A 24,436-nucleotide genomic window follows, 5' to 3' on the forward strand; every position below is an offset into this window, starting at 1 on the left:
ATGATTCCCCAATCTACGAAGTGCTCGAGCATAATTAGTAACGGTCCCCAGTCGCAGCCCCCGGCGCGCAAACTCCTGTGTCGCGCCCTCGATGAAGCGACGATCTTTGTCACATAGATGCGGCCAATATCGGTCTTGAGGAGGGGCCCCTCCAGAAACGAGAGCGTCGGCTCGGCGCATCCCGTGCAAGTGCTGCTCGAAGCTTTCGGGCTGGTCCCGTTCCACCTCTTGCTCTTGAAACATGGCATCGCACCCTTGCCAAGAATCCGGATGGACGAAATTAACTGGGGGCACACTAACATTCCTGTCCGAAGTCATACCGAATCACGGTGCCTACATGGGCTAGCTGTCGAGAGGCTGACGAGCCTTTCGGCCGGTGAGCGACGCGGTCGCCACACCTCTCATGCGCACCCCGTCGTCGACTCCGCGAAGCGGCTGCAATGCGCCCGGAGTATGAGCCGAAGTGGGCTACAAGGAAGATTGGGTCAGTGGACGCACGTACACTGGCACACCACAGGGCGGCGTCCTGGCTCCCTGAACGCAAAAGACAACTCTTTGATCGCGTCGTCACCGGCTGGTAGGCGCCCAACGGCTGAGGGCGGCGCGACGCTTGCTCGCGAAAAAATCGGCATGGTGGAGGCGGCTTTGGCGCTGTCACGCGAAGGAGATCGCAAGGCGCCACGGTCTGTTACCGCAGCCTCTGGGCCGAGCGTGGGGCGCAGAATCCGCGTTGAACCCGCACCAGGTCGAGGGCATGTTAGTTTCGGACGAACGATCTGCGCCCGTTCCCGGCACAGAAATTGCTGTCTTGATAGCGTGCTGGTCAGCGTGATGTAGGAAGATCGACAATGTCGTTCGCGTCGAGCGTCATAGAACGTCCCATTCTATTTGAAGAGGGTACGTTCACTCAGATGACATGCCCGACGGGATGCTTCAATTTCTCGTCACGCCGGAATTTGGACGACGCGGAAGGCGCATGAGCTGACCACAGCGTGCAGAACGTGCTGGGTCCGCCATTCGCACCCGGCAATCATGGCGATGAGATATGGCGTGGGCTTTCGTGAACTATGCGCCCGTGCACCCGACACGAAGGAGAGCGAGATGGATGGTCCGATGGTTACGGAAGTAAATCTCCATGACTTACGGATCACGGATCCGCTCATTGGAAAATACCAGCAATTGGTGAGGGAGGTGACGATTCCTCATCTGTGGGAGGCGCTGAACGATCGTATTGCCGAAGTCCCACCGAGCCATGCGATTGAAAACTTCCGGATCGCCGCCAACCGAGCAAAGGGCGAGTTCTACGGCACGGTTTTTCGGGACAGTGACGTGGCGAAATGGCTGGAAGCGGCCGCCTGGTCCCTGTGCCAAACTCCCAATCCAGAACTGGAGAAAACCGCCGATGACCTGATTGACCTGATTGCGGCGGCCCAGTGCGGCGATGGTTATCTCAATACTTATTTCACGGTAAAGGCGCCTGGGGAGCGCTGGAGCAATCTCAGTGAATGCCACGAGCTTTACTGCGCCGGCCACTTGATCGAAGCGGGTGTCGCTTTCTTTCGTGCGACTGGCAAACGGCGCCTGCTGGACGTCGCTTGCAGGCTAGCTGACCACATCGCTGTGGTTTTTGGCCCGGAGCGCTATCAGTTACAGGGCTATGATGCCCATCCGGAAATCGAACTTGCATTGACGCGCCTCTACGAAGTGACGCAGGAGCGCCGATATCTCACACTCGCGAATTATTTCGTCGCGCAACGCGGCACCGAGCCGCACTTCTATGACATAGAATATGAGAAGCGTTCCGGTCACCGGAAATCACATGCAACGCCTTGGGTGGTCAAAGATAAAGCCTATAGCCAGGCGCACCTGCCGGTCTCGGAGCAGCGGACTGCAACAGGTCACGCGGTTCGGTTTGTGTACCTCATGACTGGGGTTGCCCATCTGGCACGTTTGCTCCAGAACGAGCAGCTACGCCAAGCTTGCCGTCGGCTATGGCAAAACATGGTGCAGCGGCAGATCTATATTACCGGCGGTATCGGCTCGCAAAGCACAGGCGAAGCATTCAGCAGCGACTACGATCTGCCGAACGATACCATGTACTCGGAAAGCTGCGCCTCGATTGGTCTGATGATGTTCGCCCGCCGGATGCTGGAGATGGAGGCGGACGGTCGCTATGCCGATGTGATGGAGCGTGCCCTCTATAACACCGTTCTGGGCAGCATCGCGTTGGATGGACGCCATTTCTTCTATGTCAATCCGCTTGAAGTTCACCCCAAATCGCTGCGGTCGAATCACATCTACAGTCATGTCACACCGGTACGCCAGCCCTGGTTCGGGTGCGCCTGCTGTCCGCCGAACATCGCGCGCCTTTTCACATCAATTGGTCACTACATCTATACGCCACGCTCCGACGCGCTCTATGTCAATCTTTACATTGGCAATAGCGTGGCGCTACCGGTCGGAGAGCATACGCTGCGCCTGCGCATGAGCGGGAACTATCCCTGGGAAGACCAGGTGGAGATCGCCGTGGAATCCGAGCAGCCCATCACCCATACCCTCGCCCTGCGCCTGCCGGACTGGTGCGGCGCGCCAGAGGCCAGGCTGAACGGCGAACCGGTCAATTGCGAGTCGCGCAAAGGGTATTTGCACATTCAGCGCACGTGGCGGCCAGGCGATCGCGTCGAATTGCTGCTGCCCATGAAGGCACGCCGCGTGTACGGTCATCCGCAACTTCGCCATTTGGCCGGCAAAGTGGCTATGCAGCGTGGTCCTCTGGTTTACTGTCTGGAAGAAGCCGACAATGGGCCGGAGCTACACAATATTTGGCTGGATGCAGACAGCCGGTTTTCGCTTGTTGAAGGCAAGGGCCTCTTTGCCCGCAAGATTTTGCTGCAGGCCGAGGGGTTCCGTTTGCAGCATATGCTCTCTGAGGAAGCACCGCTTTATCACTACGACGAGGTGCCTGGACAGCGGCAACCGCAGCGGTTGACATTCATTCCGTGGTTCAGCTGGGCCAACCGTGGCGAAGGCGAAATGCGAATCTGGATCAATGAGTGGTAACCGGGGCCAAGAGCGTAGCGGCAAGAGCGGTAGCTGTCTGAAGCAAACCTGGCCGAAGAGGAGAGGAGTGGTTGAGAGCCGGCATGGGCTGGTCCGTCGCATGCAGGGCAGCAGACCTTCAAGAGCGACGGCTAGGCCGATATCTCAACTCGACTTTTGGCCTTTTGGCGATTCCAATTCCGTCGACCTTCAAGACGGCGTTGGAAGCGGTCAGCCCTTGAGAAGCTGACGGGCGTAGCATGGCCAACCGGAGGATCACATTCAGCTGATTGCAGCTGGGCGTACGGAGCGCGCGACATCCTGCAGAGTAAACTGGAGCTGCAGGGCTGAGCACACTTGACCGATCGCCATCTTGAAGAGCGTTCCGCCAAAGCATTCTTGAAATGAACAGGTAGCACGCCGGAGCGTCCCAGAAATCGTAAAGATACTTGGACGTGATGCGGATGCGGATAGATTTTGCCTACTCGACATTGCGCGAACCAGGCCGGATGGCGGAATCCAAAGGGGCCGGGTTACGACTCTCAATCCGTAACAATTCTCCGCCTGCAATCCCGACCACCAATACGTAAAGCCAGCCTTCGTACGCGTCCATCAGGTGCGAATTGAAAATCGAGCTTGCGATATTCTGCACTGTCGCAAGCATTCCGATCCAGGCGACCAGGGCCCTGCTGCAGAAAAGCCGTAGGTGCGCTATCCACATGGCCCAGACGAGGAGGATTCCAACGTTGCCCCATTGCACCGCGGCAGCGAGCGTCTGATTGTGAGGATTGCTCACAACCAGGGCCGATATTCCAGTTCGCCCAATCGATTCTTGCTCGAAAAGGCGTCGGATCGAACCAGTCCCATGACCCAGGACCGGTGCTCTTTCAATGAACTGAAACGACTTGCGCCAAAATTCGAGCCTTTCAGCTGCCGAAGGCTCTTTCTCTCCGATCTCGGCATCAGGCTGGAATGCAGCCACTTCTATGAAAATGGCTGAGACTTTTCGCTGGAGATTGGGAGATGTCTGCCACAATGCCCCGCATAAGATGCAGACTCCGATGAACCCCACCGACGCAGTTCTTCGGCTTGAGTAACGTATTGTCAGGAGGACCAGCATTATCGGCAAATAGACGAACGCCGTCCGGGCAACGTTGATGAAGGCAAGGTTAGCAAAGAATAGGAGACTGACCGCACCCAGCGCCGCAACCCAACAATGCTTCTGCTGAGACGCAGCCTCGAATGCCAGGCCTGCCAACGCCACGGCAACAAGCGAAAACCCTTGGCTTTGGTCAATGTAATTTCTCACGGGAACGCCGAGGCCACCTACTCTTTGAACAATCGCCAATTCCGGCACTGCCGATGCAACGAAGGAGTAGACCAGCAGAACCATGTTCGAGCCTACGAAGGTTGCGAACATCCATTTGGCGCGCGGACTGGATTGGAAATGGAACAACAGGAGCGGGAGCAACAGTAGCTTGGTCATTTTTCCCAAAGCACTGAGCCGCTCCGGCCAAGGGACTCCGCTTGCCCAGGTTACCCCTATCGCCGCTAGCAGTACGAGCGCGAGCGGCAGCGCGCCGGCGGGATGACTGATAGTTGCGAGCATCCGCTCAGTGCGGACCGTTGTCAAAATGCCAAAGAAGAGTACGATTCCAAGTATGCTGGTTAGGCTCGTCGACCAGGGCAGTCCGGCCACAAGCGCAAGCACGACGATGTCCACATTCCGCAGCCTCAGACTGTCAGCACGGCCGACCTCTGGGCCGCTCCACGTTGTGCAGGCGAGCGATGCCTCGGTCACAAATCGCCGAGAACAAAGTAGAACAGCTGACATTATCTGCATATTGAGTACCCGTGTCCCATTGCGGCCGACTGCGGTCGCGCTGAGACTTATGAAGCGGATCGATCGCCATGTCGCGATGGGCTCGACCGTTTGTCCATGGAAGGAGGCGCGAAACCGGCGGTTACAATTTCTGTCACCGCCAAATTCCGGCTAGCTGTTGCACAATTTCCCAAGCAGGAAACTCAGAAAAGCAGGAAACTCAGAAAGGAACGGCTCTTTCTGTGTCGATGATGCGCGGAAGATGATCCAGTAAGATTTCGTGAAGGCAAATCCACGGGCTGACGGCCTTCGTTGTCTTTGCCAGCCCTGTTGTCGAGCCCGCGATGTCAACCAAACGTGAGGCCCTTTTCCAAGTGCGCGCAGGTGGTGTCATTCTCGGGTCATGGACGTCGACGCTTCCAGCTGCCCGCTCCTGCCAATCGCTCAACGGGATGCCCCTCGATCGGCGCAGCGAGGCCACACGCAGGATTAGGAATCGTGACGAGGCACATAGCAGTGGAATAAACGCCCCGCGCGTCCCATTTGGGATGCGATCCACCTGCCGCGGTTCCTCTCGCGAGGGGCGTAAGCTCAACCAGTTCACAAATATAATCCGTTGAACATCAGTCACCGTGTGGGGCCCAGGACACGTCATGTCCTCGGCCGCACTCGCGCAACAATCAGGGACCTTCAATGAGCAGGCGCCTTTTGCATCGAGTGGTCTTATTTCGAGTCCATTTCAGGCGAACGCGCGCTGCAGCGATCTTGGTTCGCCCACCATTGCTAGCGTACCGGCAAGAACCGTTGTTCCACATGATACACGGCAGAGGAGCAACCGAGATAATAGCCAAGAGCACGAAAGGCCTACTCGGCTCGCCTTACGTCGTTCATGATCGTGGCGCGTTTGAGACACGCCTACCTAGCGTAGACCTTGGGCCGCGCAGACTTCACGCTTCACCTCGGCTGGCGAACTGTTTCCGATAGGCCGAGTAGCCGATCCTGGGCGAACGCTGTGTCGTGACAATAACAAACCCGCCTATCTCAAATGGGACTGGCGCTCCCTCAAAGCTTCCCGCATGGGTACGGAAATCGATACCGACGGCCGGGATATGCAAGCTAACCGACGAACTCATCACTTCGGTGCGATCGCGCCATCGCGCAAGATGATCCCGCTTTCGAGGTCGATTGCAGGATGCCGTGGAGCGGTTCCCGGTGTCAAAGGACAAGGGCAGCCAAGACGGGCTGGCGTAATCCCGCCTTTCAGCTGCCGAAGCTTGAGCAATTGAATGCGCATTCTCGTATCGGGTGGCGCCGGCTTTATCGGGTCGGCGGTTTGCCGTCATTTCGTTCTAGAGCTCGGCTACGAAGTGGTCGTGGTGGACAAGCTCACCTATGCGGGGAACTTGGCGTCATTGGCACCCATTGCCAACAATCCGCGCTATCATTTTGAGCAGCGGGACATCTGTGACGAGGATGCCGTCGACGCTCTGTTTGCGAAATATCGCCCCGACGGCGTGGTTCACTTGGCCGCTGAGAGCCACGTTGATCGATCGATTTCAGGGTCTGATGTCTTCGTGCAAACCAATGTGATGGGGACCTTCGCCTTGCTCGAAGCTGCCCGGCGACACGTCTCATCTCAAGACGTGCCAGACTTTCGCTTTGTCCACGTCTCGACTGATGAAGTCTATGGTTCGCTCGGAGAGCGCGGACTATTCACTGAAGCTACGCCATACGATCCAAGCTCTCCTTACTCTGCGACCAAGGCCGCATCAGATCATCTCGCGAAGGCCTGGTATCGAACGTATGGCTTGCCGGTGATCGTTTCCAATTGCTCGAACAACTACGGCCCTTATCACTTCCCGGAAAAGCTCATCCCGTTGGTGATCCTCAATGCCCTGGATCGCCAGCCGCTTCCCGTATACGGGACTGGCTCGAATGTTCGCGATTGGCTCCACGTTGAAGACCATGCGCGCGCGCTTGGCCTCATTTTGAAGGGCGGACGACCGGGCGAGACGTACAATATCGGCGGAAGAAATGAACGCCAGAACATCGATGTGGTGCGCCAGGTTTGCTCGTGGATGGACCTCCTGCGTCCAACTGATCGGTCGCATCACGAGCTCATCCAATTCGTGCCGGACCGGCCGGGTCACGACCGCCGCTATGCTATCGACGCCTCGAAACTCGAAAATGAGTTGGGTTGGCGAGCCCAAGAAACGTTTGAGAGCGGACTTGCGAAGACGGTCCGTTGGTACCTGTCAAACCAACATTGGTGGCAGCCTCTAAGAGAGAAGATATATGCCGGCGAACGCCTCGGTCTTGTAAGAGGATGAGAACATCGTGCGCCTCTACGTGATCGGGACGAAGGGACAAGTATCGAGGTCCCTCAGAGAGTTGGCTGCGTTCGTGAGCGACTTGGTCATTGGTTTTGCGAGCCGGCCCGAGCTCGATCTCGCGCGGCCCCAATCCGTGGCCAGTGCAATTACGTCGTTCAGGCCGGATATCGTGATCAATCCAGCTGCCTACACAGCTGTTGATCGAGCGGAGACGGAACCCGATCAAGCCTATGCCATAAACCGCGACGCGGCCGGCGAAGTCGCGAAAGCGGCAAACGCGATTGGTGCGACTATCATTCATCTCTCCACTGATTACGTTTTCGACGGCAAAAAGCTGGGCCCTTACGTCGAGACGGACCAACCCAATCCGCAAGGCGTTTATGGACGCTCCAAACTGGAGGGCGAACTTGCTGTCGCCGCCGCCAATCCTCGCCACGTGATCTTGCGGACGTCTTGGATTTATGCGCCGTTCGGGCACAATTTCCTTCGCACGATGCTGAAGTTAGGCGCGGAACGAGAGTGCGTTCGCGTGGTGGACGATCAACGCGGCTGCCCGACCTATGCGCCCGACATCGCCGCTTCGATCGTCTCAATCGCCAGAAGATTGAGACATTGGCAGCAGCACTATAGCGGGATTACCCACCTCGCCGGGTTGGAAGCTATGACGTGGCATCAATTTGCCGGTCTGATTTTTAACGAAAGCGCGAAACGAGCGGGTCCCTCGGCCGCAGTCGAACCCATTTCGTCCGCTGACTATCCGACTGCGGCCTTACGGCCAGCCAATTCGCAGCTGTCCACTGAACGATTGCGCTCACTTTTCGAGATCAGCTTGCCACCGACACCATCATCCATCTCGGCCTGCTTGGATCGCATTTCGCACGAGGAGAAAGGACTATGAAGGGAATCATCCTTGCCGGAGGGAACGGTACTCGCCTTCATCCAATGACGGCAGTGACATCGAAGCAGCTTCTGCCGGTCTACGACAAGCCAATGATCTACTACCCCCTTACAACCCTGATGCTCGCAGGTATTCGAGACATTTTGATTATAGCGACGCCCCACGATCTTCCGTTGTTCCAGTCCCTTCTTGGAGACGGCACTCAATGGGGGATGTCACTGTCATACAAGGCACAGCCAAAGCCTGAGGGGTTGGCGCAAGCCTTTATTATTGGTGCGACGTTTGTGGAAGGGCACAATTCAGCGCTTATCTTGGGCGACAATATCTTCTTTGGGCACGGTCTTCCTGCGCTGCTTGCGAACGCACGTGCACGCACAATCGGCGCCACCGTGTTCGCCTATCAGGTCTCGGATCCGGAGCGTTACGGCGTCATCACTTTTGATGAGAGCGGCAAGGCCAATTCCCTTGAGGAGAAGCCAAGACAACCAAAGTCCAACTTTGCCGTGACAGGACTTTATTTTTACGACCCGCAGGTTGTCCATCTGGCAGCCGGAATACGGCCGTCGGCTCGGGGCGAGCTGGAGATCACCGATCTGAATAGGGCTTACCTCGATCGGGAGCAGCTTACTGTCGAGCGCATGAGCCGCGGCTTCACCTGGCTTGACGCCGGAACGCCCGACAGCCTGCTCACCGCGGCGGAGTTTGTTTCCGTGCTCGAGCGACGTCAGGGATTCAGAATTGGGTGCCCAGAGGAGATCGCCTTCGGACAGGGATTCATTGATCGCGACCAACTGATCCGGCTTGCCGGAACGTTGGGAAAAGGCGACTACGCGCGATACATCGTTGGCGTTGCCGATAGCCACAGCTGACATTGGAACATTGGGTCAGCATCGAGAGAGTGCAAGAAAGTGTTCCACAAACTCGCTTCAAATGAGCACCTCGACTATTTGAGGTCGCACGCGCATCGCTTGCCGAACTGGATGCGCTCGCCGCTCAAACGTCTATTCAAGGCTACGAACCAACTGCAAACGCGACAATACCAGAAGTGGGTTCAACAATATGACACGCTAACCCCGTCAGATGTTGACGCAATCCGTCGCCATGTAGAGCTCTTACGACACAAGCCGCTATTGTCCGTCGTCATGCCGGTTTATAACCCGCCGACCTGGGCTCTCCGTGCGGCAATTGAAAGCGTTCGCGAGCAATTGTACCCTAACTGGGAGCTGTGCATTGCCGACGATGCATCGCCGGATTGGCATGTACAAGCCTTGCTGGAAGAGTCGACGAGAGATCCTCGAATCAAGCTGGTCAGGCGAGCCGTTAACGGCAACATTTCGGCCGCCTCCAATTCTGCGCTATCGCTCGTTCAAGGCGAGTTTGTCGCCTTGATGGATCACGACGACGTCCTGGCTTCCCACGCCCTTTACGAAGTCGTCGTGGCGCTCAATGACCGCTCCGATCTCGACATTATATACAGTGATGAAGATCAGATCGATCGGCGAGGTCGCCGTCAGACCCCCTATTTCAAGACGGACTGGAACAAAGAGCTGTTCTTGGGCCACAACCTCATTAGTCATTTGGGAGTCTATCGGCGCTCTCTCCTGGAGAGCGTTGGCGGATTTCGATTGGGCTTTGAAGGTAGTCAGGACTACGATCTCGCACTGCGATGTGTTGAATCCAGCTCACCCGATCGAATTCACCACATTCCAACTGTCCTTTATCACTGGCGTCGCGATTTTGGAGCGAGGTCATTCTCCGAAGCAACACCCGCGCGGTGTGCTCAAGCGGCTCGACGGGCCATCGACGAGCACCTGCAGAGAGGTCGTGAGAACGCCGTCGCGGAATCACACCCCGTTTTGCCGCGTTGGGTGCGTGTTCGCCGAACGCCTCCAACAACTGCTCCGACCGTCACGCTCATCGTCCCAACACGCGTCGGAACAGGCTTGCCTGGCGCTTGCGCAAGCGATGTCCTTGAGCAGACCGACTATCCCAACGTCGAGCTTCTTGTGGTCGAACACGAAAGCCGATCCGCGGAACGCCAATCGCTGCTTCAAAAGCTCAGCGGCGATCCCCGCGTTCATACCCTCACCTACCGGGGGGCGTTCAACTATTCTGCAATGGTCAATATGGCAGCCCGTCAGGCAAACGGAGCAATACTCGGTTTGTTGAGTGATGAAATCGAGGTCATCAATCCGGGTTGGCTTTCCGAAATGGTCTCATGGGCCGTTCGAGACGATGTGGGTGCAGTTGGGGCCAAGCTGGTCCATTCGGATGGTCGCGTTCGACATGGCGGGTTGGCGCTCGCCTTGCCCGGTATTGCCAATCCGTTCAATTATCGATTGCGCCGAAATGCGGCCGGGTATTTCGGTCGGAACGCGCTGGTTTCCGAAGTCTCCGCCGTAGCTGGAGCCTGTCTTCTTGTACGAAGATCGGTGTACGAACAGGTCGGCGGACTGGATGACATCAACCTGCCCGTTACGTTCAATGACGTTGACCTCTGTCTGAAGGTCAGACGCTGCGGGTACCGGAACATCTGGACCCCGCATGCGGAGCTCTATCATCATCAATCGAGGGGCGAAAACTCCGACGCACTCGTAGATAATTCGAAAGATGTGCGAGCCGAAGCCGCCCACATGCTCAAAACATGGAGCCTGGAGCTGTCGCGTGATCCCTTTCACAACGACAATCTCGTCAACGACGCGACAACCTCCTTTGAACTCGCGTTTCCACCGCGACGCCGCAAGCCGTGGCAAGATCAACTAGCGGCGCGTGATCATTCGGTGATTGGGAAGCCCTTCAGCAAAGAGACCCAAGTTCAGGCGCGCATCGCATCCAGATCCACCGCCGCGGGCCGACTGCATGATTGATGCAACCGACTTCAGACCTCAAGTCTTTGCAATCTTGAGACAAACTCAGCACGCCGCGAAGTAACCGAGCAAGCCGATGCATCCATTGTCTGTCGATCGAAGTCAGCTCGACGTCCGCCTCCCGGCAACGACTACCGCTCGAGGCTTCAAGAGTGCCCGCTTGGATTTCCTGGGTGGTCTGACCCATTGGAGGCTCTGGGGGTCCTTGGGCTGGAACGAGATCGTCCAGCGGTATCGGCGCTCCGTTCTGGGCCCGTTTTGGTTGACCGCCAGCATGGGCGTCATGGTCATCGCTTTAGGCGTGGTATATGCGGAGCTCTTTCAGCAGGAGGTCGACCGATTTATTCCGTTCTTCTGTTCCGGCATGTTGGTCTGGACGTTGATGGCGAGCTATTTGACCGAGAGCGGGACGCTGTTCACCGGCTCTGAGTGCTACATCAAGCAAATTAGCCTGCCTTTCTCGGTCTATGTTTTTCGTTTCAACTGGACCAAGCTGATCATTTTTGCACACAATTTCATCGTATATTTCGGCGTTGTTATCTATTTCAGAATTTGGCCCGGATCGGTTGCCCTTTTAGCGATCGTTGGCCTCTTGGCCATTGTCGTGAATGGGATCTTTGCAAGCCTGACAATTGGAATGGTCTCCGCGAGATTTCGCGACATTCCGCAAGTCGTCAATTCGCTCGTCCAAATTCTGTTCTTTCTCACACCGATCTTTTGGCGGCCGGACTCACTGAGAGGACACGCCTTTATCACCCGGTTCAATCCGTTCTTTCATCTGCTGCAGGTGGCGCGGGCGCCGCTCCTGGGAGAGATGCCATCAACAGAGAACTACTGTGCAGTCGTATTGATCACGGTCCTCAACATCAGCGTATCAGTCTATCTGCTTTCGCGCTTCCGCGGCCGAATCGCGTATTGGATTTAAGGATGGTTACATCAGCCTTTGACCGGACGCCTCTGCTTGCGTTTGACGATGTAAGCGTTTCCTTTCCGATCTACCAAACAGGTTCGCGCTCACTCAAGAAGCATCTGTTGTTTCGTGGCACAGGCGGCCAGCTTGCAACAGATGCCAGCCATCGGATCGTCGTTGAGGCGCTCAGAAACGTCTCTTTCCAGTTGACCGCCGGTGACCGCATAGCTCTCATCGGAAGTAACGGGGCCGGTAAGACAACCTTGCTTCGAGCAATGGCCGGAGTCTACCAACCGACAAGCGGGAACGTGACGTCCCGTGGCCGAATTTCACCTCTGTTTGATATCGCCTTGGGAATCGATGCTGACTTGAGCGGATACGACAATATCCGGCTGCGGGGCATGCTGCTTGGGCTAAGCTCGAGCCAGATAGAATCGCACATGGCGGACATTGGCGATTTTACCGGGCTCGGTGACTATCTGAGCATCCCGGTACGCACCTATTCATCGGGTATGATGACGCGATTGACGTTCGCCGTGGCAACCTGTTTCTCGCCGGAAATCCTATTGATGGATGAGTGGATCATGGCTGGCGATGCAGCTTTTCTTGCCAAAGCGCAGCACCGTGTAGCTTCCTTCGTCGAACGAGCCAGCATCCTGGTGCTTGCTTCTCACAGCTTCGAAATTTGTCGGCAGTGGTGCACGAAAGCCATTTGGATGGAGCGCGGTCAAATCCAGATGTTTGGTGAAATTGAGGCTGTCCTACAAGCATACGCGGAGATCTGCGCCGGTGGTACTTGATACTTGCTAGCGTCTGTTCGGGACGCGCTCTTCACTCGCCGCACGCGGGCCGGATTGTCGACGCAGATGCGTTGGGGATGGGGCGCCAGCTGCACGGCTGCGCGAGCGCGACGACATCCGACACCCGATCGTTTTGATGCACGTCAGCGATCAGCACATCGCCGTAGGAGAGATCGACAATGCGCGGCGCAGGATGGACCGGTGCCCACATGGCGCGCTCGGGGTGGCCTGCTTGCTTATGTCGGACGACCACGTGTCTTGGTCGTTTAGGGAGCGCTGATCTGTATCGGTGATACGACTTCCGCGCAGCGCTGTCGCCAACTTGTTCGGCACCCGGATTGCGATAGATTCAACGTTAGATTAGATCCCCTTCACTGCAGGTTGACAACTAGGAGTTCCCATGGGCGCGTCCGATGATCTCTCGATCGTGGCTATTATTCCGATGTACAATGGCGCCACGTTCATCAAAGAATCTGTCGCGAGCGTGCTGGCTCAGACCCTTCCCCCGAGCGAGGTTCTGGTTGTGGACGACGGCTCTACCGATAATGGAGCGGCCATCGTCGCGAGCCTGGCGATGGTACATCCGGAGATCAGGCTGCTTCGCAAGCCGAACGGCGGTCAATCGTCTGCTCGAAATTTCGGCGTCTCCCACTCCAAAAGTCGTCTGATCGCCCTGCTTGATCAGGATGATATCTGGCATCCTCATCACCTCGAGAGGCTGTCCAAGCCATTCCAAAAGAAGCGCGGAATTCCGCTTGGCTGGGTCTACAGCAACCTTGATGAAATCGATGAAAGCGGCGGAATGGTCACAAAGCGCTATTTGGATGGGGTGCCCGCTCAACACCCGAAACAAAGCATTATCGACTGTCTGGCCAGGGACATGTTCATCCTGCCATCAGCCTCACTCATCTCGCGCCGAGCATTTCAGGCCGTCGGTGGTTTCGACGAAAGGCTATCCGGTTATGAGGACGATGACCTGTTTATACGGCTGTTTCGCGCCGGATACGATCACGTCTATCTTGACGAACCTCTTTCGAAATGGCGCATCTATCCAGGCTCGACATCGTATAGCCCGCGCATGGCGAAGTCCCGTATGATCTACGCATACAAGCTTGCGACGACCTTTCCCGACAATCCTCGTCAGAATCGGTATTTCGTCCGTGACCTGATCGCGCCGCGGTTCTACGCAAACCTGCACGGCGAATACGTAACGGCTGTTCGCCGCGGTGACCGCGAGGCAATCAACCGTGTCCTTACCGACATCGGAGCGATCCTGCCGCACTTGAGGAAGCGACATGCTTTGATGTTTCGTTCGATGGGCACTTTGCTGCGCGATCCGATAATCGGCTACGTAGGTGTCGGTATCAGACACTGTCTGACAGGACTGATCCGGGCTCGTGCGTCGTGAAGGCAGGCGCGGTGATCCACGAAGCAGCGAAGACAGTCTCTGAGCAGATCGCAACGGTTGAGGATCTCATGAAACGGGGGGCCATCTATTGCGTGGGTCCCACACATCTGAACGAGCAGGGCAAATAACCGTGTCACTCCATCCAAGAGATGAGCAATTTTCGGTCGCTCTCGGGGATAGGCCTTCTGCTGCAAGGTTCAGCAATCATCTTTGGCTGGACTATAAGGAATGGCCTGAGCCGTAACGCCGAAAGTCGCTGCCCTGACGGTCGACAGCCTGTCGCCCGCTCGGCGCTGCCAACCCGGCAAACTGTATGCATCCTGGTCGGTTAGAACTATATCCCAACATGTATCGGCGGTTGCCCCGCGCAAGACGCTGGTTCCTGGAAGATGCCGCGAGGGGGCTCAATTGGTCGCGTCGATGTACCGATAGAACGCAGCGGCTACATGCTCGGGGACCGGTCACAGTAAGCTCGGAGGTCATGCGGTCAGGCTGAGAGGTGCTCTCTTCGCTAGGATTTGAGATGACGCTCACGCCACGAGCATACATGCGCCATGCTAGGGGGTGATCGACGGCCAATCAACACCAGACCAGGCACTGTGCTGTCGCTGCAGATACCTGGCTGGTTGTTCCAAAGCGAAGGGCTGGAGGCTGATGTCAAACCCGCGCTTCGGAGCTTACATTTGTCAAGTCCCTAAGGCGCGGATACCGGCTGTCCTTGTCCGAAAGAACTGCACGCGCACGGCGTAGCGGCCACTCGATCCCGAGGTCGGGATCGCTCCAAAGAATGCCCCTATCGCAGTCTGGAGCGTAATAATCGGTGACCTTGTAAAGGACCTCCGTATTCTCTTCGAGCGTCATGAAGCCATGCGCGAAGCCTGCAGGTACCAGAAGTTGGCTCCCTGTCTCGGCCGAAATCATAGCATTCACGTGCTGACCATAGGTCGGTGAGTTGTCGCGTATATCGACGGCAACATCAAAGATGGCGCCGCGTACCACACGCACAAGCTTTGCTTGCGCACGCGGTGGGATCTGAAAATGTAGCCCTCGCACGGTGCCTGTCGCAGCCGAGAACGAGTGGTTATCCTGCACGAAATCAAGATCAAGACCACCCTCCCGCAAGGCGCGCTTATTCCAGGTCTCGGAAAAAAAGCCCCGATGATCGCCGAATTTCGGTGACCGGATGAGCTTCACCTCCGCGATGGCAAGAGACTGGATCTCGACCGTCATGTGACTTCCTTTCGATGATATTGAATACGACCGCAGGTCTTCACCATGGAGCGTGTGAGCGCTGCGATTAGCAAACGAAGGCGAGTAGGCAGGGCGATCAGATATGAGGGAGGCTTCGAGGTGGTAGTCGAACAAAATTAGGCCCCAAGCACCTAAGCTCACGTCGGAAGAAGATCATCAAATCTTGTTCGCGATCACAGCCGCCAGCATTGCGAGATTTGCGAGCGGCGTCTGCCGGTAAACTCCGGACCGCCACAAGTTCCACAAACGTCGCGGGAGGCTTTCCGCTAGGCGCATCTCAACGAATCTCTCGAGAACACCCATGTTCTCCTCTGTCATGCGGTGTGATAGGTGGTGCGTCAGTGCCCTGACATTGAGGGAATTCCAGCCTCGCCACTGACCAGCAAGGATCTTCTTCGCGCGATGAACGGCGGCTTGAAAGCCCAGATTTGACCCAACCAAGTTGTCCCGGTGCTGACGATATCTCACCGAAGGGGTCTGATCATAGAAGATCATACCGCCTGCCGCAGAGACCGTAAGATAGGTCATCCAGTCATGGGCGACAACGATCTCATCGGGCACATGCCGGAGCAGATCGCCGGCAAGCGGATTGAACACCATAGTGTTTCCTCCGCCGACACTTTGGACAAGCGCGTTTCGAAAGCTCGGAGGACGTTTAAATGCGGTCGAGTATCCAAGATGGCGCCCTGCTTCATCAATCAGTTCAGTTCGCGAACAGTAGAGTGCGGGCTGGTCGCGCGGCACAGTGCGCAGCATGTTGATCGCCCGGCCGAGCTTTTCGGCATACCAAATGTCATCCTGATCGCTGAAGGCGAAATAATCCGCCTCAATTTTGCCATCGCGCAACAAACTTAAGAAGTTGGCCGCAGCTCCTGTGCGAGGGCCACAGCGCAGGGTCACCTCCTGCGGCACGCCGCCCGCGAAGTCCTGAATTATATCGCGGGTTCTATCGCTGGATCCGTCATCCGAGACATGGACGGACCAGTTGGGGTGGGTCTGCTCCGCATATGATTGGAGTTGTTCACACAGGAAACGTGCGCCATTCCTAACAGCGAGCAGGATAGCTACGTGTGGGCTGTACGTGTTGCGATCGCTTGCAACAACGAAATCCGGTCGGCTATTTCTCATAGAGGCGGCCCGAGATACAAGCTGCTCACACCAATATTCGCAGCACTATCGAAGGCGGGACAACAGCGAGATCAACTCGCCCTGTCGCTTGGTTGCGGTCCGCACAAAAACGGCTTTGAGGTGATTGCGAGCTGTTCCCGCGGAAATGTTCATTTCGCGCGCGATTTCCTTTAGCGATTTTCCCATGACGAGGAGTCGTGCAAGATGCGCTTGAACGCGAGTCAAGCCGAAGATCTCCATAAGAGACATTTGAGAAATGACAGGCGTCTCATTCAGGTCCGTCAGGAGAAGAAGAGCGCCGGTGTCACAAGTCGAGCTTTTGCAGGTCCAGTCTTGCCAGACGGCTTCGATAATGATCGGTCGACGATCCGAACGATGGATTACGACCTGCGAAGCGAAAATCTCTTGCGAGCAGGACGCCAAACGGACCCGATTCAGCAACTCCTCCAATTTCATGCGCGATTGGTAATCGGTGACGTAAAGACGTCGCCCCCGCACGAAGAGCTCGCCGTCAAACAGCTTTGAAGCCTTGGCGCTCACAGCCAGCACCGAGCCGTTGCGATCCATCCAAATGGCCGGACAGTTGATAACGTCGAGCACGCTGATGATGCTCGAATACTCCTCCGCGTTCATGGAGGACTGATGGAACGCGACTCTTCCTGCGCACAAATCAAGCATTTCAACTCTACGCGTCGTTGGTCATGAGCAAGTCTCCAAGCGTGCCTACAACCTGACGTAAGGTGCGGTTCAAGTGATTTCCGACAATTGGCGGATCCCTGTCCGATCTGCCGCTCAGCGAGAATAAAGCTTCCCATTCCGGAACAACGACGCGAGTTCCACTATTCCCTACCCGTTCCGATTTACGCCTCGCCAACTCCGAAAGAATTTGAGCAGCTGAGGCAAGGTAACTTCAAGAATGAGTGCTGGATCTTGGTTGTGTGACAGAACCGACTTACTCCCGCGCGTGCCGCTCTATCAGCCTTGGACTAATCCACGATGCGAACGGGCTTTGGGCTGCGGCGCAGAGATCACCTTTTTGAAGCCGGCGCGGCTCTGTCGGGCATGGGCCTTACCAGATCGGTCAGGACGGCAGAACAAACATCTGTTACCTGGCCGTTCCCCGGCGCATGAAGCGAACGACATCCTGCGGCGCGAGTTGGATGCGCAGTGACGCTCGCAGCGCGCCGAGGCCGAACGTTCGCAGGTCCTCGTTGAAGTCTGCAAGTCGCGGCGATAAGGCAATCGCCTCAACACCGGCATGCATGGCGCGCTCCGTCAGGGCCGCTACCGCGAGATCGCCTGCCGCATCGGCATCGCGTGCAATGTAGAGGCGACGTAGCGCCAGCGGAAGCTGCAGGGCGGCAAGATGGTTTGCGGAAAGCGCAGCAGCCATTGGCATCGTCGGAGCCGCGCAGCGGAGCGAGAGCATCGTCTCGATCCCCTCTCCCGCCGTAAGCACCTCATCGGCGGTACCGAATCGGACCGCGTTACCGAGCAGATCGCCCATGGCACGTCGCGGCGTGTCGAGTGGCGCCTTTCCGAGGCGCACGCGATCAAAGCCGTGAGGATCAAGCCAGGTGCGATGCACGCCAGTCATCCGACCATTTAGATCCGTAACGCGCGCGATCAATGCCGGCCAGATCTCTGTTTCGGTATCCTCATCGGATCGGTAGTAACAGTGCGGGTGGAAGCGCAGCTCACCATCGATGCAGAAAGGGGCAATGCCCCGGCCCCGCAAATAGGTCTCGGCGAGAGTTCCGGCGACCAGCTGCGACATGGCGAAGAGGCGCACGGCCGCCTCGGGCGAACCCGCAAGTGCTTTATTGTGCGCAACCTTCGAGGATGGCGCGGGGGCCGAACGAGGCAAGTTGAGAAAACGCCGCGCCTCCCCGGCAACCTCACGGAAATCAACAAGCCCGCAGCTTTCGCGGATGATATCGAGCAGGTCGCCATGCTCACCCGTTGCAGCGTCGGTCCATTTTCCGGCTGGCCCCTTGGGGGAGGCTATCAGTCGCACGAACATCGAGCGTCCCGGCGTGTTGCGGGCATCACCAACCATCCAGTAGCGGCCTTGGCGCCGGCCGTTGGAGAGATAATGGCGGCACACCGCCTCGGCCTCACGCGCGAGACGATGTGCCAGTTCGGAAGGTGGGCGTCCCATCACGCGGCCTCGCGTTCAGCGACCCGCCGAAGCGGATAGCGCTCCCGCATCTGGGCGCGGATCCCAGGTCGGATCGCATCTGCCAGGACGAACCTGCGCAGCTTCCAGGAGATGATCTCGCGGAAAAGGCCGTAAGACTTGGGATGGTCCCCCATCGTGCCGTTGAACCCGGAGACTTCAGTGCGGTTTACACCCATCAGTCGTACGCGGCGGAGCTGAAGATCTTCGGCGAGCTCGAAAACGGTCTTGGCGTGGCTCTCCTCGAAGACGATCATTCGGTCGATATCGGAGCCCAACCATTCAACGATCTGGGTTACACGCGAAAGCTTTTCGCCGCGTTCGTCGGTGGGCAGCGTAGCGTAGGTGGCAAATCGGACGCCTTCCGAAAGCCGGATCGGGGTGTCCGGACGGAAACGCGACAGCGGTCTCACAAGCAGCCGCGCCATGCCGGGCGCGGACCAGTCGCGCTGCGCATCTTCGATCAGCTCGGCAGGCTTGCTGATCCAGACCGCCCGGCGGCGGCCCTTGAGCCAATTGTCGAGCAGGATACCGGCGACCTGCGGCCCCTTGCCTGCGCCGAGCCGGGCGTCCGAGAGAACACCATCGGCCATCAGACTTGAAGGCCGGTGCGGAGGGTCGTTCGGCTTCGGTGACGCGGCGGACGCCACCTGGGCGGATTGCACGGTCTTGATCAGATGTGCGCACGATCCGGGAATGCGGATCGACTGCAATTCTTCGGCAAAGGTGGCGAGCAAACCGGTCCGCGCGGAGGGCTTCAAAATGCGGTCGGCCGGCGCAATGCCGGCTGCGGTGCATGCCGCAAGCCCGAGCGGGATCGGGGTCGAGAATTGCTGAAGCGCCTGACAGTCCTCGGAACGGCGCGTAAGGGTCTGCAGACAATTTGCGATTCTCGCGAGCAGGGGCAGCATCGCGACCGTCGAACCAGGCTTGGACCGCATGACTGGACCAAACTTGCGAACAAAAAGAACGGTCGCCGCCTCGCAAGTGTCATAGGCGGTCTTCCAGTTCCAGGCGCCGTCCGCGTCCGAGGCACCAAGGGCAGCCTTCATAGCGCTGCGCAGGACACCGACATCGATACGACGGTCGCGTTCGAGGTCCGTCAAGAGCTGCCGCGCAGCCCTGACGACGGCGGAGGTGATATTTGCAGCGGCACGCATCGATAGCGGCGCGGCGACAGCGCCGCCGGCGAGAGATTCGGTCATGGCAGGATTTCTTTCGGAGAGCAGGAGCGGGTCGAGCCGGCTGGCGCTCTCTCTGGACCAGGCCGGCTCAAACCCGTCACGGCGGCCCTCTCAGCTCTTGTCACGCGGCCGCCCTCACGCCGGGCCACCAAGCGATACGGGCCTCGCGCATCGCGTTCGTAAGCTGCAACAACGGATCGCCCTGGCAGGGCCGCGGCGCGCGGAAGCACACGAGATCGTGCCCCAGCAGCTCATCGAGCACTGGAAACGCCGCGCTCGCGCGCGAACACGGCGAAGCGCGCTGCCGGACAGACTGCCGCGAGCCGGAGCTGCTATTTGACCATGTCGGCGGAAACGAAGAAGCTAGCCGCGATGTCTCGCTCGGAACAGCCTTGTTCGCGCAACGTCTGGGATGCACGAAACTGGCCCGCGCGGATGAGGCGCGACGCGATGAACGATGTCGGCGAGCTACAGTCCTCTTCCGCGCTGATCTCTGTGATCGCATCACCGACGATGCAGGGGACCAGCGCGGTCTTCAGAAGGCGCTCCTGCTTCACCAGGAGTCCAAGCGCGCGATAACGGCGGCCCCGACACTCTGCAGCAATATCTTTTCTGTGCTGCACGCAACTGCGAGTTTGCCGACGGGCCCCCGCCGAAAGTCGTCGCGGGATTGTCCGCCCGCGACGGCGTCGCATTCCGGTCTTTTCGAGAGGAAGCACAACTAAAATCCGCGCATCGGAAAAGCGCAGACTCACCGAGCTTTAAGATCCGAAAATGCCCGGCGTCGCGAAAATCACACCACCCGGTCGAGTAACTTCTTGGCTCTGGCCTCCATGTCCAGGCGGGCATCCTGATGCGGCTTGTCGCGCGCGACGGCGGTGATGCCCTGCACAAAATCGAAGATGCTTTCAGGCGGACGGCCTTCCTCCGCCAGCACGGCGTCGATCACCTTGCCTGTCTCGGCCCTGGAGAAGCCGCGGCGGCGCAGAAACTCGGTGCGATCCTCGTCGCTGCGTGCCACGATCCGCTCGCGGGCGGTCTTAATGCCATTGACGAATGGCATGGGTGAGGAGTTGGCGAAGTTCAGCAGCGCCGGAGCGGCCTCGTGAGCAAAGCGGGAGGCTGCGTATTTGGAATGGCGGATGGTGATCCTCCTCGAAATCCTCCACGCCCCACAAATTACGATTTTGACAAACTGCACGGAGATAGAAGCTCGCCATGCCGAGCGTCTTCGCCCCGACTTCCGAGTTCCAGCAGTAGAAGCCGCGGAAATAGAGGTCAGGCGAGCCGTCCCGGAGACGACCAGCTTCGATCGGGTTGAGGTCATCGACGAGGAAAAGGAAGACGTCCCTGTCCGATGCATAGAGGGTGGTCGTGTCCTTGGAAATGTCGACACGGGGATTGTAGATCCCGGTTGACCAGTCGAGCACACCCGGCACCTTCCACCGCGTATCGCCCGTGCCATTGCCGGCGATGCGCTGCACGGCCTCGACCAACTCGTGGTCATAGATCCGCCCGTAGTCGGGGCCGGTGACGGCGCGCAGCTCAACGCGACTATCCTCGGTCTCGAGCGTCTTGATCTGTTCGACGCGATTGGCGGTCAGACCATATTGCAGGTTGATGCCCGCGAGTGCCGCGGGGAGCTGTCGTAGGTAAGCGGCTGGAGCGCCGACCTGGCTTGCAAGCTGGCCGAAGCTCCAGTGGGTCGGCGCAACTGGCTTGTCCGAGCCGGGCAGCATCAGCGCCAAGCGCTCGGGGTCGGTACGGCTTGCTTCCACATGGATGAGCGCGCTTTCGACCACGCGCGTCCTGCTGCGATCCGTGCGCTCGCGCACCGCGCGAGCCAGTTCGTTGAGCGAGAGATAACGCTCATCAGCGGGACGAGAAAACCACTCCGAGGACACCCGAGCGACGCGCTCGCCGCGACTTACATCCACTCTGTAACCGCCGCTTGTATCGCGGTGGGCATCAAGAACCTGCGTATTCATGGGGGCAATCTCCATGACGGGCGCCGGAAGACTCTCCTCCGGCCCTCAACCCGTCAGTGCGCCAAGCGCATCCCTCTAACTCTTTGATTGGAAAGGAGGAAACTGAGTTAGAGGTCTAACTACCGATTAGCTCCGGAGGGTGCGAAGCCCTCCCCGCCACACGGTGCAGCGTGGGGCGCGAAGTGAGCGGGTGAGGCCGAACGGGTGCTTCCGGGAGGCCGTAAATCAGCAGAACCCGCTAAAGCCGGACGTGAGGGGACTTCCGATCCCAACAACGGTCCGGCCAGCGAGTCCGCTACGGAGAGGGAAACCGAACCGATGGCCGAAGCCCCGTTAGAAGGCATCTCACCAACTCGGAAGTGGGTGAGTTAAGTCGAAAGACTTGTGGAGTGCCGATGCGCAATTGATGGGTGTGCATCAGGGACGTCGGGGCAACTCGACGTCAGCAGCCGGGAAAGCCTGCAAGGCCCGGAGGCCAGAGTCCACACGGGGTAGAGTCGGCTCCTAAAGCGGACGAGGAGCAGCGGTGGGACTTGGGAGCCCGCCCGCGTTTCCGCCCCCTCGGGGACGGATGGCCGAAGCGACCGGCGAACGCGCACGGCGGAGTCGGAGCCTGCATAGTAGTCCGAGGGCGGGAAAGCCGTCCACATGGCGAAGGCGGGCAGTGAATGCAACTTGTAAGCAGGAGATGGACAACTTGTCCGACACGGTGAATACCGAGTTCATTCTCAACATGCAGCGCAAGCTGTATCGGTGGAGTGCTGCGGACCCCGACAAGAGGTTCGCAGATCTGTTCAACATCGTATGCGATCGCCGAACGTTGTTTCGTGCGTGGGAACGGCTAGCCCGTAACAAGGGCAGCAATACACCCGGTACGGATCGCGTCACGCGAAAGGCGGTCGAAGAGCGTCCCGATGGTGTCGCGGGCTTTCTGGAAAACATCCGGCAAGAACTGCGACAAGGAATCTACCGGCCTCAAGCTGTCCGGCAAAGGCTCATCCCGAAGCCGGGCAAACCGGGAAAATTTCGTCCATTGGGCATTCCCACGCTCAAAGACCGACTGGTCCAAACGGCGCTCAAACTGGTGCTGGAGCCGATTTTCGAGGCGGATTTCTATTCGACCTCGTACGGCTTCCGGCCCGGTCGGAGCACCCACGACGCACTCGCAAAAGTGCGCCACAGGCTGGACCCGACAAAGGCCGGTCCTTCTCGGACCCGGTTCGTAATTGAAGGGGACATCAAGGGGTGTTTCGACGCCATCGATCATCATGTGCTGATGGAACGGGTGCGGCGACGCATTCGGGACCGGAAGGTCCTGCGGCTCGTCCTCGCGTTCCTGAAAGCTGACATCATGATCGAGGGCAATCGTCGGCATCCGGTAACCGGAACCCCGCAAGGGGGTATCGTCTCGCCGCTTTTGGCCAATGTCTATCTGACGGCCATCGATGAACGATACCGGCGCTGGATTCCCAACCCACGGGATAAAACACCGGTGCGAGCGCGACAGCGCCTACAGACCGACTACCGACGTGGTCGTCCGGGGTTCTACGTGGTGCGATACGCGGACGACTTTGTCGTCCTCGTACAGGGAACGCAGCAGGATGCCGAAGATGAGCGTCTGGCGCTGGCGCAATTCCTCAAAGAGGAGTTGCGCATGGAGTTGTCGATGGAGAAGACCAAGATCACCGATGTCCGGGAGGGCTTTGACTTCCTCGGTTATCGGGTCGCACAAGAGAAACTGCGTTCGACTGGACGCCGTGTCGGCATGCTCTTCATTCCGAAGAACAAGTCGCAGCTGTTGCGCGACAAGATCAAGGCCAAAGTGCGGGGAACGCCTACCGGCTTCACCCTCACCGACCTCATTGATGATCTCAATCCAGTCATCATCGGTTGGCGCAATTACTACCGCTATGCCTCACGGTCATGGAGGGAGTTCGCCAAAAACGACTGGTGGATGTATTGGCGCCTCAAGTCCTGGCTCGGCAAGAAACACGGCAAAGCATCTGGAAGGAAGCTGCGTCGTATCTACACCGCGTCGGGAGGGAAAGACAGTGGTTGGCGTCTGGGCGGAAAGAAGCTCGCCCGGTTTGCTGATGCCAAACGGCTGCTCTACCCGGATCGGGGACTACGCATACCGAACGGATGGGACGACCCGGAAGAGCACTTCCTGAAGGGAGCCGATAAATTCTGGGAAGCGACCCGCGCCCTCGAAACACTGTGAGGGCCACCCGTGGCAAACGCCACGCATGGAGAGCCGGATGCGGGGAAACTCGCACGTCCGGTTCGGAGCGGGGGATGAAGAAACCTGCCTCGGTGACGGGGTAAGGCGCTTCATCCCTACTCTACCGGCCAACACCGCTCCACTCTTCCTCTCCTGCATCGTCTGTCGCCGAAGCCGACGAAATTCCGCTGCCGCCGGAGCTTCTGTCAGGGATGAAAGCTTATGGGTGAAAACCCAGCTCAAGCCGGGGTTTTCCGCGCCAGCCGACAGCCCGGTCCCGCAGGGACACGGCAAACCATTGGGGTGCTGACCAGCAAAGCCCGTCGATGAATACATCGCGCGCTTTTGAAGCGATATGATGCTACGCCCCGATGAAGGTCCGCAAGCTGCTCGACCATCGTGTTGAGG

The 24,436-nt window shown here is 58.2% G+C and carries 17 protein-coding genes and 1 pseudogene; 9 read left to right on the forward strand and 9 right to left on the reverse strand.

What is annotated here, in order from left to right; translation table 11 throughout:
* The first annotated feature begins 1,101 nt into the window (after positions 1-1,101).
* Positions 1,102-3,060 (forward strand): glycoside hydrolase family 127 protein, encoded by a 1,959-nt coding sequence (locus ACV1FX_RS30600; RefSeq protein WP_473121273.1) that lies wholly within the window; start codon positions 1,102-1,104, stop codon positions 3,058-3,060.
* A gap of 460 nt (positions 3,061-3,520) precedes the next feature.
* On the opposite strand, the gene ACV1FX_RS30605 is transcribed toward ACV1FX_RS30600, so the two are convergent.
* Positions 3,521-4,762: an O-antigen ligase family protein gene (locus ACV1FX_RS30605; protein ID WP_473121274.1), complete on the reverse strand. Its 1,242-nt coding sequence runs from the start codon at positions 4,760-4,762 to the stop codon at positions 3,521-3,523.
* Positions 4,763-6,147: 1,385 nt separating this feature from the next.
* Between ACV1FX_RS30605 and rfbB the strand changes: the two genes are divergently transcribed.
* The 6 genes from rfbB (at position 6,148) to ACV1FX_RS30635 (ending at position 12,669) form a co-directional block, all read left to right on the forward strand.
* Entirely contained in the window at positions 6,148-7,191 is a 1,044-nt protein-coding gene (gene rfbB, locus ACV1FX_RS30610; RefSeq protein ID WP_473121275.1) for a dTDP-glucose 4,6-dehydratase, read from the forward strand.
* Between the two features lie 7 nt (positions 7,192-7,198).
* On the forward strand, positions 7,199-8,092 hold the full coding sequence (rfbD, locus tag ACV1FX_RS30615) for a dTDP-4-dehydrorhamnose reductase (protein WP_473121276.1): 894 nt from the start codon (positions 7,199-7,201) through the stop codon (positions 8,090-8,092).
* A complete protein-coding gene (gene rfbA, locus ACV1FX_RS30620; RefSeq protein WP_473121277.1) occupies positions 8,089-8,961 on the forward strand; it encodes a glucose-1-phosphate thymidylyltransferase RfbA in 873 nt (290 codons plus the stop codon). The genes rfbD and rfbA overlap by 4 nt, the downstream gene beginning before the upstream one ends.
* Before the next feature lie 39 nt (positions 8,962-9,000).
* Positions 9,001-10,959: a glycosyltransferase family 2 protein gene (locus tag ACV1FX_RS30625; RefSeq protein WP_473121278.1), complete on the forward strand. Its 1,959-nt coding sequence runs from the start codon at positions 9,001-9,003 to the stop codon at positions 10,957-10,959.
* Between the two features lie 160 nt (positions 10,960-11,119).
* Positions 11,120-11,884 (forward strand): ABC transporter permease, encoded by a 765-nt coding sequence (locus ACV1FX_RS30630; protein ID WP_473121279.1) that lies wholly within the window; start codon positions 11,120-11,122, stop codon positions 11,882-11,884.
* 2 nt (positions 11,885-11,886) lie between these two features.
* A complete protein-coding gene (locus ACV1FX_RS30635; protein WP_473121280.1) occupies positions 11,887-12,669 on the forward strand; it encodes an ABC transporter ATP-binding protein in 783 nt (260 codons plus the stop codon).
* 31 nt (positions 12,670-12,700) lie between these two features.
* Here ACV1FX_RS30635 and ACV1FX_RS30640 read toward each other — a convergent pair whose 3' ends face one another.
* Positions 12,701-12,880, reverse strand: coding sequence for a hypothetical protein (locus ACV1FX_RS30640; RefSeq protein WP_473121281.1), 180 nt, complete (start codon positions 12,878-12,880; stop codon positions 12,701-12,703).
* Between the two features lie 189 nt (positions 12,881-13,069).
* Here ACV1FX_RS30640 and ACV1FX_RS30645 point away from each other — a divergent pair, with 189 nt between their 5' ends.
* The gene (locus ACV1FX_RS30645) at positions 13,070-14,077 is read left to right on the forward strand and encodes a glycosyltransferase family 2 protein (protein WP_473121282.1); all 1,008 of its coding nucleotides are present in this window, start codon (positions 13,070-13,072) and stop codon (positions 14,075-14,077) included.
* 657 nt (positions 14,078-14,734) lie between these two features.
* Here the strand turns inward: ACV1FX_RS30645 and rfbC are convergent.
* The 7 genes and pseudogenes from rfbC to ACV1FX_RS30680 all read right to left on the reverse strand — a co-directional run bounded on the left by rfbC (position 14,735) and on the right by ACV1FX_RS30680 (position 21,807).
* Complete coding sequence (gene rfbC / locus ACV1FX_RS30650) at positions 14,735-15,307, reverse strand: dTDP-4-dehydrorhamnose 3,5-epimerase (protein WP_254103109.1); 573 nt, start codon at positions 15,305-15,307, stop codon at positions 14,735-14,737.
* A gap of 177 nt (positions 15,308-15,484) precedes the next feature.
* The gene (locus ACV1FX_RS30655) at positions 15,485-16,456 is read right to left on the reverse strand and encodes a glycosyltransferase family 2 protein (RefSeq protein WP_473121283.1); all 972 of its coding nucleotides are present in this window, start codon (positions 16,454-16,456) and stop codon (positions 15,485-15,487) included.
* Between the two features lie 45 nt (positions 16,457-16,501).
* Complete coding sequence (locus ACV1FX_RS30660; protein ID WP_473121284.1) at positions 16,502-17,089, reverse strand: helix-turn-helix transcriptional regulator; 588 nt, start codon at positions 17,087-17,089, stop codon at positions 16,502-16,504.
* A 472-nt stretch (positions 17,090-17,561) separates the two neighbouring features.
* Positions 17,562-18,617, reverse strand: a complete 1,056-nt coding sequence (locus tag ACV1FX_RS30665; protein WP_473121285.1) for a DUF7146 domain-containing protein — start codon at positions 18,615-18,617, stop codon at positions 17,562-17,564.
* Positions 18,617-19,840 (reverse strand): strawberry notch-like NTP hydrolase domain-containing protein, encoded by a 1,224-nt coding sequence (locus ACV1FX_RS30670; RefSeq protein ID WP_473121286.1) that lies wholly within the window; start codon positions 19,838-19,840, stop codon positions 18,617-18,619. The genes ACV1FX_RS30665 and ACV1FX_RS30670 overlap by 1 nt, the downstream gene beginning before the upstream one ends.
* Positions 19,841-20,151: 311 nt before the next feature.
* A complete protein-coding gene (locus ACV1FX_RS30675; RefSeq protein WP_473121287.1) occupies positions 20,152-20,376 on the reverse strand; it encodes a hypothetical protein in 225 nt (74 codons plus the stop codon).
* A gap of 236 nt (positions 20,377-20,612) precedes the next feature.
* Positions 20,613-21,807: pseudogene (locus ACV1FX_RS30680) on the reverse strand (DUF932 domain-containing protein).
* 697 nt (positions 21,808-22,504) lie between these two features.
* Here ACV1FX_RS30680 and ltrA point away from each other — a divergent pair.
* The gene (gene ltrA, locus ACV1FX_RS30685) at positions 22,505-24,028 is read left to right on the forward strand and encodes a group II intron reverse transcriptase/maturase (protein ID WP_473121288.1); all 1,524 of its coding nucleotides are present in this window, start codon (positions 22,505-22,507) and stop codon (positions 24,026-24,028) included.
* Positions 24,029-24,436 lie beyond the last annotated feature (408 nt).

It is taken from the genome of Bradyrhizobium ingae, assembly GCF_055791185.1.

What these genes read in the sequence shown, in the direction of transcription:
- ACV1FX_RS30600 (WP_473121273.1), top strand. Translation starts at nt 1,102, where the DNA reads ATGGATGGTCCGATGGTTACGGAAGTAAATCTCCATGACTTACGGATC.
- rfbB (WP_473121275.1), top strand. Translation starts at nt 6,148, where the DNA reads ATGCGCATTCTCGTATCGGGTGGCGCCGGCTTTATCGGGTCGGCGGTT.
- rfbA (WP_473121277.1), top strand. Translation starts at nt 8,089, where the DNA reads ATGAAGGGAATCATCCTTGCCGGAGGGAACGGTACTCGCCTTCATCCA.
- ACV1FX_RS30635 (WP_473121280.1), top strand. Translation starts at nt 11,887, where the DNA reads ATGGTTACATCAGCCTTTGACCGGACGCCTCTGCTTGCGTTTGACGAT.
- ACV1FX_RS30640 (WP_473121281.1), bottom strand. Translation starts at nt 12,880, where the DNA reads ATGTGGGCACCGGTCCATCCTGCGCCGCGCATTGTCGATCTCTCCTAC.
- ACV1FX_RS30645 (WP_473121282.1), top strand. Translation starts at nt 13,070, where the DNA reads ATGGGCGCGTCCGATGATCTCTCGATCGTGGCTATTATTCCGATGTAC.
- rfbC (WP_254103109.1), bottom strand. Translation starts at nt 15,307, where the DNA reads ATGACGGTCGAGATCCAGTCTCTTGCCATCGCGGAGGTGAAGCTCATC.
- ACV1FX_RS30655 (WP_473121283.1), bottom strand. Translation starts at nt 16,456, where the DNA reads ATGAGAAATAGCCGACCGGATTTCGTTGTTGCAAGCGATCGCAACACG.
- ACV1FX_RS30660 (WP_473121284.1), bottom strand. Translation starts at nt 17,089, where the DNA reads ATGAACGCGGAGGAGTATTCGAGCATCATCAGCGTGCTCGACGTTATC.
- ACV1FX_RS30665 (WP_473121285.1), bottom strand. Translation starts at nt 18,617, where the DNA reads ATGGGACGCCCACCTTCCGAACTGGCACATCGTCTCGCGCGTGAGGCC.
- ACV1FX_RS30670 (WP_473121286.1), bottom strand. Translation starts at nt 19,840, where the DNA reads ATGACCGAATCTCTCGCCGGCGGCGCTGTCGCCGCGCCGCTATCGATG.